Source organism: Bacillus cereus group sp. BfR-BA-01355 (assembly GCF_022663675.1).
Lineage (GTDB): Bacteria > Bacillota > Bacilli > Bacillales > Bacillaceae_G > Bacillus_A > Bacillus_A thuringiensis_S.
Genome location: NZ_JAKUFY010000543.1, coordinates 1 through 204, shown reverse-complemented (window position 1 = coordinate 204; position 204 = coordinate 1). Strand labels below are relative to the sequence as shown.

Genomic DNA, 204 nt, shown 5'->3' with positions numbered 1-204 from the left:
ATTATCGGGATTTACGGCATCATTAAAGCAGGTGCAGCATATGTACCGATGGATCCGACTTATCCGAAAGATAGAATTGAATATATGCTTGCGGATTGTATGCCGAAGGCCATTCTAACATATAAAGCAGAAGTTGAGACAGAAATACCAGTCATTGATCTTGCGGATAACAGTGTTTTCATGGGAGAAACAAAAAATCCCGAG

The 204-nt window shown here is 40.2% G+C and carries 1 protein-coding gene; it reads left to right on the top strand.

The window, feature by feature from the left end; all coding sequences use genetic code 11:
• Positions 1 to 204: AMP-binding protein (locus tag MR167_RS33915; RefSeq protein ID WP_242316344.1), on the top strand; the 204-nt coding region annotated here is incomplete at both ends.